This is a genomic window from ANME-2 cluster archaeon (genome assembly GCA_019429385.1).
In the GTDB taxonomy this organism is placed as follows: domain Archaea; phylum Halobacteriota; class Methanosarcinia; order Methanosarcinales; family Methanocomedenaceae; genus Methanocomedens_B.
The window spans coordinates 1-7,251 of record JAHYIS010000056.1 but is presented as its reverse complement, the minus strand read 5'-3'; the positions used below and the strand labels follow the sequence as shown (position 1 = coordinate 7,251).

Below are 7,251 nucleotides of genomic sequence, written 5' to 3'. Positions count from 1 at the left end.
ATTATCTTCAATTGAGTCTTCTATTGCCTTTTTGTGCAATTCTGCCGAGCGATGTATCCCGCCTCCGGTCCCCCTGACAGCCCGGCAGGGGTATTGCTGCACCAACAATCCTGCCCTGGCAGGTGCTTCCGAGATGGGTACACCTGGTAATTGCTCTGCCATCCACCATGTGGAGCCGCAAGGTGCTCCCCTGATTACCTTTATATATTTTATTTTGCCTGCTTCCACCTTTACTTCAAGGTTGGGGCGACCCAGTATTGATGCAAATTCATTTACCGAAACATTTTCACTCTTTCCAATCTCACAGCAGATATCTTCTACAATTACTTCGATGTCGTATTTTTTTGAAATATCTTTTAATAATCCGGGGTCTCCCGCACGCGACCAGCCTCCCGGGATAATAATAGCTTTTGCCCCTGATAGAGCAGCTCTCCTGACAATTTCAGGAGTGATGTCAGGATGTAAGCTGTATGTTATTACCAGTTCAGATGATAGTACCTTTGCATCCAGTGAAAGGTTATCAAGAAAGGATTCAGGCTCGTCAATGAAGTCAGGCAATATCTGTGGTATTGAAGTGGACAAATAACAAAAATCCGTTTTATTCGAGAGCGTATCCAGTAATCGCCTGCCATACTTGCCCCGGGTGATAACTCCAATTGAGAGCATGAATCTATATTGTTCTGACAAAGGTATAAGAATTGCCGTAAACTATATATATTATTGACGTCAGACATATAGCATACACACGTCATATTTTAGTCAGACACACATCAGACAGAAAGCAGACATGCGTCATACATCTGTCAGACAGCTGGCTGACAGGAATTGACGCTGGGAGTAAACCGATGCAAAGAGTAACACTAAGGCTCCCCGAGCAGCAATTAAAAATGATCGATGTGATGGTAGAACAAGGAGAATTTCCGTCCACATCCGAAGCAATCAGGACGGCTATAAGAGACCTGATAGATCAAAGAAGCGATAAACTACTCCGTAACCTCCAGTTGATGGAACGGATAGGTGCTACCTCAAGCGCATGAGCTAAAAAATAGAGGATTAGAGGGGATGAAAAATAGATGGAATCTATTGTACAACAAGCATTAAGGAACAGCGAAAGAGAAAAACTCCTTCGGGAAAACATAAAACTCGAAGAGATGTGTGAAGAGTTCGGGCAGCCACAAATCGTTATTGTAGGTTGCGGCGGAGCAGGTAATAACACCATTAACAGACTATACAATATGGGAGTCAATGGTGCAGAAACGATTGCCATAAACACAGACAAACAGCATCTGGACATGATACAGGCTGATAAAAAGATCCTGGTAGGAAAATCCCTCACCAGAGGTCTTGGCGCTGGCGGCTATCCTGAAATCGGAAGAAAGGCAGCCGAACTGGCACGCAGCACTTTGGAAGAAGTATTGAAGGATGCAGACCTTGTATTTGTCACCGCTGGTATGGGCGGCGGCACCGGAACAGGCACCGCACCTGTCGTGGCAGAAATTGCCAAGCAGAATGATGCCATTGTCGTAGGTATGGTATCAAGTCCTTTCAGGGTCGAGCGTGCAAGGGCATTAAAGGCTGAAGAAGGTCTTGAACAATTAAGGTCAGCAGCAGATACAGTACTTGTACTTGATAATAACAGGCTGCTGGACTATGTACCAAATCTTCCCATAGAACAGGCATTCTCTGTCATGGACCAGTTGATCTCAGAAACCGTAAAGGGTATCAGCGAGACGATTACCCAGCCGTCACTGATAAACCTGGATTATGCAGATGTAAAGACCATTATGGGTTGCGGAGGCGTTGCAGTTATGCTGGTAGGTGAGGCAAGGAACCAGGATAAAGGCGATGCCGTAGTGCGTGCAGCTTTGAACCACCCATTACTTGATGTGGATTACCGGGGAGCAACAGGCTGTCTTGTCCATATCACTGGCGGACCTGACCTGACACTATCCGAAGCAGAAGAGATAGCTGAAGCACTCACCTATGAACTTGACGGACGTGCAAATGTGATATGGGGTGCCAGGATAAATAAGGAATATGAAGGCAGAGTACGTGTCATGGCCATCATGACCGGAGTCCAGTCGGCCCAGATATTGGGTCCCCAGTCCCAGTCTGTCAACTATGGTGAAAAGAACAGGGTATCATTAAATAACGTGATGGGATCAAGGAACAACGGCGGTTCGATCATCGACGTTATTCCAATGCATTAGAAATATCAAAGAACGTGGCAGGCAGTAATGTCTGCCTTTTTTTCATTTTTCAAAAATAATAGTTATTGACGTGCATTTTAATATTCGATACTTTTTTATATTTTAACATTATTTGAACACCTACCATATTGGGTGATAGTACATGACAAGAAGGGATCATTTTATTTGTCAATAGAGATATCCGATTTTTAGACACTACCCTGCGGGATGGCGAACAAACTCCTGGCGTATCCCTTTCAACTGAGGATAAGGTTTTAATCTCCCATAAACTTGATAGCCTGGGTGTTGACATTATCGAAGCGGGTTCTGCTATAACTTCGGTAGGTGAAAGGGATGCTATTCGTGCCGTGGCAAGGGAAGGACTGAATGCAGAGATCTGCAGCTACTGCCGGGTACGCAGGGAGGATATTGATTTTGCGCTTGAGTGCGAGGTCGATTCCATCCATCTCGTGGTCCCGGTATCTGACCTGCATATCCGCACCAAACTCAAAAAGGACCGGGAAACAGTAACCCGGATGGCCGTAGATACCACGCAGTATGCAAAGGACCATGGTCTTATTGTGGAACTCAGCGGCGAGGATGCGTCCCGTGCAGATATGGGATTTTTGAAATCACTATACAATGCAGGGATTGATGCAGGTGCGGACAGGATAACCTATTGCGATACGGTAGGTCTGCTGGTACCTGAGAAAGCTTTTGAAATATTCAAAGAGTTATCAACCCTGGGCCGGCCAATCTCAGTTCACTGTCACAATGATTTCGGGTTGGCAACAGCGAACACGCTTGCAGCATTGCGGGGTGGAGCCTCACAGGCCCATGTTACCATAAACGGTATTGGTGAAAGGGCAGGGAATACATCACTTGAAGAAGTGGTCATGGGACTTGAGACTATATACGGCTATAAAACCCGCATAAATCTGAAAGAACTTTACACCACTTCCCGGCTTGTGAGCAGGTCAACCGGTATCATGGTTGCTCCAAACAAGGCCATTGTGGGCGGTAATGCTTTTACACATGAGGCCGGTATCCATGTTCATGGCCTGCTGGCAGACACGTCAACATACGAACCAATAAAACCGGAAGATATAGGCCGGGAACGCAAGATCGTACTGGGCAAACATGCAGGTAGAAGTTCTGTGGAACTGGCATTGAAAGAACTGGGACTGGACGTCAGTACTGAACAATTGGATGAGATAGTAACACGGATGAAAGAGCTCGGAGATAAAGGTAAACATGTTACCGATGCTGACCTGGAAGCCATAGCAGAAACTGTGCTCAACATCAGTCATGAGGCAAAGGTAAAACTGGAAGAATTTACTGTGGTCTCAGGCAATAGAGTGACTCCAACAGCTTCAATAAAGCTGAGGGTTAACGGGATAGAAGTGGTTGAGGCTGGTGTGGGGGATGGTCCTGTAGATGCGGCCATTGCAGCCTTGCGAAAAGGTATAGCAGGAGTTGCAGATATCAGGCTGGATGAATACCACGTTGATTCGATCACCGGAGGTACTGATGCCCTGGTCGAGGTCAGAGTGAAACTCAGCCGTGAGGGTAAAGTTATTACTGCACGGGGTGCCAGGACAGATATTATTCTGGCTTCGGTTGAAGCTGTACTGGAAGGTATAAACAGGCTGATAAAATAACGTACGATAACAACATTAATGTAGTAAAACCACTACCTCAATACAGGTTATGGTGGCCCCATTATTATTTTGGCCACATCATCATAACTTGTATATAAGGACAATATTCGGAGGAAAATATAGATGGGTAAAAAGACGAGAATGACCGGGGCAAAAGCCCTTATCGAATCTCTATACGCCGAGAAAGTGGAAGTGATATTCGGGTACCCTGGTGGTGCATTGCTACCTATCTATGATGAATTATTCGATGCAGACATCAACCACATCCTTGTAAGGCATGAGCAAGCAGCGGCCCATGCAGCAGACGGGTATGCCCGTGCCACAGGGAAGGTTGGTGTGTGCCTGGCAACCTCGGGTCCGGGTGCCACAAACCTGGTAACAGGTATTGCTACTGCTTACATGGACTCAATTCCGATGGTTGCGATCACGGGACAGGTACCAAGTTCCATGATAGGGAACGATGCCTTCCAGGAGGCTAATATTACCGGCATTACCCTTCCAATTACCAAGCATAACTACCTGGTCACCGATGTCAACGATTTGCCGCGTATCATAAAAGAGGCTTTCCATATCGCCTCAACTGGCAGGCCCGGTCCCGTCCTTATCGATATTCCCAAAGACATTACCACTGATGAACTGGATTTCGAGTATCCTGAATCAGTTGAGCTCAGGGGATACAAACCCACCAAGACCGGACATAAGAGGCAGATAAAAAGAGCTGCAGAAGTTATTTCAAAAGCCAAACAGCCTGTATTATATGTGGGTGGAGGGATAATTGCCTCCGAGGCCAGCAAAGAACTACTTGAACTGGCCCAGACCATTAAAGCACCCGTGACAACCACGCTCATGGGTAAAGGTGCATTTCCGGATGATAATCCATTGTGTGTCGGGATGCCAGGCATGCATGGTACAAAATATGCCAATTATGCCATCCAGGAATCCGATGTCCTCATAGCAGTTGGTGTCAGGTTTGATGACAGGGTAACGGGCAAGATCGATTCTTTTGCTCCCAATGCACAGATCGTTCATATTGATATTGATCCGGCAGAAATTAGTAAGAATGTTCGGGTGGATATTCCAATCGTTGGTAATGCAAAGTCAGTGCTCAAGGTGCTTACGGAATATATCAATGAGGAACTGAACGGCAAGACCAATACCACTGCCTGGGTCAAGAAGGTTGAAAAATGGAAAAAAGAATATCCTCTGTATTATCATAAAGATAATACCTTGAAGCCGCAGTATATCATGGAGCAGATACATGAGTTATACCCGGATAGTATTATAGTAACCGAGGTAGGACAGAACCAGATGTGGGCGGCACAGTATTTCAGGTATAATGAGCCAAGGACCTTCATTTCATCCGGGGGTTTAGGTACCATGGGTTATGGATTCCCGGCCTCCATGGGCGTCAAGATGGGAAAACCAGATAAGGTCGTATTTGACATTTCCGGTGATGGTTCGTTCCAGATGAACAGCCAGGAACTTGCAACAGTAGTACAGAACAAAATCCCGGTCATCGTGGCCATTTTCAATAATGGGTTCCTGGGAATGGTCCGGCAGTGGCAGGAACTGTTCTTTGACCGGAGGTATTCTTTTACCTGCATTGATAATAGTGTTGATTTTGTCAAATTGGCCGAAGCTTATGGTGCGCTGGGTTTGAGGGTTACGAAACCGCAAGAGGTTGGACCTGCATTAAAGGAAGCTGTTGAATCCGGCCGGCCGACTGTCATAGACTTTGTTATCGAGCGGGAAGAGAATGTGTACCCTATGGTCCCGGCTGGTGCGGCTATCAATGAAATACTTGACCTGGAGGTTCATTCATGAAACATACACTTGCTGTGCTGGTGGAGAATAAACCGGGTGTGCTGGCAAGAGTATCCGGGCTGTTCAGCCGCAGGGGATTCAATATTGAAAGCCTGGCTGTAGGTATTACTGACAATCCTGATATTTCAAGGATGACTATTGTAGTGGCAGGTGATGACCGTGTGCTTGACCAGGTTACCAAGCAGTTGAACAAGCTCATTGATGTAATAAAGGTCAGTGACCTCGACCCTGCCGATGCCATTGAACGTGAACTTGCCCTGTTAAAGGTGAAGGTGGATAAAGGCAACCGTTCTGAGGTTATACAGATAGTGGACGTTTTCAGGGCGCATATAGTTGATGTTGGTGTCAAGACCATGATTGTTGCTGTAACCGGAACCGGGGACAAGATCGATGCTATCGAGAAGCTTATGCGCAATTTCGGTATCGTGGAAGTAGTGCGGACTGGCAAGATATCCATGAATCGCGGTGCAAAGACCGTGAATGTGGAAAGTTAGCATAATGTTTATAGCCAATAATGTAATTATATGAATTTCAAGTACAGGAGAGATAATAAATGGTAAAGATGTATTATGATTCAGATGCCGACCTCGGCGTACTGAAAGGGAAGACCATAGCAGTAATTGGATATGGAAGCCAGGGTCATGCTCAGGCACAGAATTTGCATGATTCAGGACTCAATGTAATCGTAGGACTCAGGGAAGGCAGCAGGTCATGGGCAAAAGCCAAAGCTGATGGATTGACTGTAAAAACCGTCTCAGAAGCAGCAGCAATCGCTGATGTTGTCCAGATGCTTGTTCCTGACGAGATTGCAACAGATATATATAAAAATGATATTGCACCAAATCTTAAACCAGGGAACGCACTGTCCTTTTCCCATGGATTTAATATCCACTATAATCAGATTGTTCCACCCGCCGATGTAGATGTGTTCATGGTAGCTCCAAAGAGCCCAGGGCATCTGGTCAGGCGGACGTATGTCGAAGGCAATGGCGTTCCTGGTCTGCTGGCAATACACCAGGATGCCACCGGAAAGGCCAGGCAGATTGGAATGGCCTATGCAAGAGGTATTGGCTGTACCAGGGCCGGCGTTATCGAAACCACGTTTTTGGAAGAGACTGAGACTGACCTGTTCGGTGAGCAGGTTGACCTGTGTGGTGGTACGGTCAGCTTGATAAAGGCATCATTTGAAACTCTTGTGGATGCAGGGTACCAGCCCGAGATCGCCTATTTCGAGACGTTGCATGAATTGAAACTTATCGTTGACCTGATCCATGAAGGCGGACTTGCCAAGATGTGGGATTCAGTATCAAATACTGCAGAATACGGCGGTATGACCGTGGGTCCGCAGATCATAAACGAAGAGTCAAGACTTGCTATGGAAGATGCCCTGTACAGGATACAGAGCGGTGAGTTTGCCAGGGAGTTCGTCCTTGAGGGTAAAGCAAACAGTCCGGTGCTCAAGGCCATGGAGCGCATGGAGAACGAGCATCCAATTGAAGTAGTCGGCAAGAAATTAAGGGCAATGATGCCCTGGCTCAATCCTGATAAAGATTGAGCTCATATTTTTCTATTTTTGT

At 46.4% G+C, this 7,251-nt stretch carries 7 protein-coding genes; 6 read left to right on the top strand and 1 reads right to left on the bottom strand.

From position 1 onward, the window contains the following. Positions 1-666, bottom strand: a 666-nt coding sequence (locus K0A89_12510; GenBank protein MBW6519305.1) for a DUF166 domain-containing protein, incomplete at its 3' end; no start/stop codon positions are given. A 179-nt stretch (positions 667-845) separates the two neighbouring features. Here K0A89_12510 and K0A89_12505 point away from each other — a divergent pair. The 6 genes from K0A89_12505 (at position 846) to ilvC (ending at position 7,229) form a co-directional block, all read left to right on the top strand. After that, positions 846-1,037, top strand: a complete 192-nt coding sequence (locus K0A89_12505) for a ribbon-helix-helix domain-containing protein (protein MBW6519304.1) — start codon at positions 846-848, stop codon at positions 1,035-1,037. A gap of 36 nt (positions 1,038-1,073) precedes the next feature. Then, positions 1,074-2,210: a cell division protein FtsZ gene (ftsZ, locus tag K0A89_12500; protein MBW6519303.1), complete on the top strand. Its 1,137-nt coding sequence runs from the start codon at positions 1,074-1,076 to the stop codon at positions 2,208-2,210. Between the two features lie 155 nt (positions 2,211-2,365). Then, a complete protein-coding gene (locus tag K0A89_12495) occupies positions 2,366-3,850 on the top strand; it encodes a 2-isopropylmalate synthase (GenBank protein ID MBW6519302.1) in 1,485 nt (494 codons plus the stop codon). A gap of 123 nt (positions 3,851-3,973) precedes the next feature. Further along, positions 3,974-5,674 (top strand): acetolactate synthase large subunit, encoded by a 1,701-nt coding sequence (locus K0A89_12490; GenBank protein ID MBW6519301.1) that lies wholly within the window; start codon positions 3,974-3,976, stop codon positions 5,672-5,674. Further along, positions 5,671-6,168, top strand: coding sequence for an acetolactate synthase small subunit (ilvN, locus tag K0A89_12485; protein MBW6519300.1), 498 nt, complete (start codon positions 5,671-5,673; stop codon positions 6,166-6,168). Before K0A89_12490 ends, ilvN begins: the two co-directional genes overlap by 4 nt. 59 nt (positions 6,169-6,227) lie before the next feature. Further along, complete coding sequence (gene ilvC, locus K0A89_12480; GenBank protein MBW6519299.1) at positions 6,228-7,229, top strand: ketol-acid reductoisomerase; 1,002 nt, start codon at positions 6,228-6,230, stop codon at positions 7,227-7,229. Positions 7,230-7,251: the final 22 nt, after the last annotated feature.

What these genes read in the sequence shown, in the direction of transcription:
- K0A89_12505 (MBW6519304.1), top strand. Translation starts at nt 846, where the DNA reads ATGCAAAGAGTAACACTAAGGCTCCCCGAGCAGCAATTAAAAATGATC.
- ilvC (MBW6519299.1), top strand. Translation starts at nt 6,228, where the DNA reads ATGGTAAAGATGTATTATGATTCAGATGCCGACCTCGGCGTACTGAAA.
- K0A89_12490 (MBW6519301.1), top strand. Translation starts at nt 3,974, where the DNA reads ATGGGTAAAAAGACGAGAATGACCGGGGCAAAAGCCCTTATCGAATCT.
- ftsZ (MBW6519303.1), top strand. Translation starts at nt 1,074, where the DNA reads ATGGAATCTATTGTACAACAAGCATTAAGGAACAGCGAAAGAGAAAAA.
- ilvN (MBW6519300.1), top strand. Translation starts at nt 5,671, where the DNA reads ATGAAACATACACTTGCTGTGCTGGTGGAGAATAAACCGGGTGTGCTG.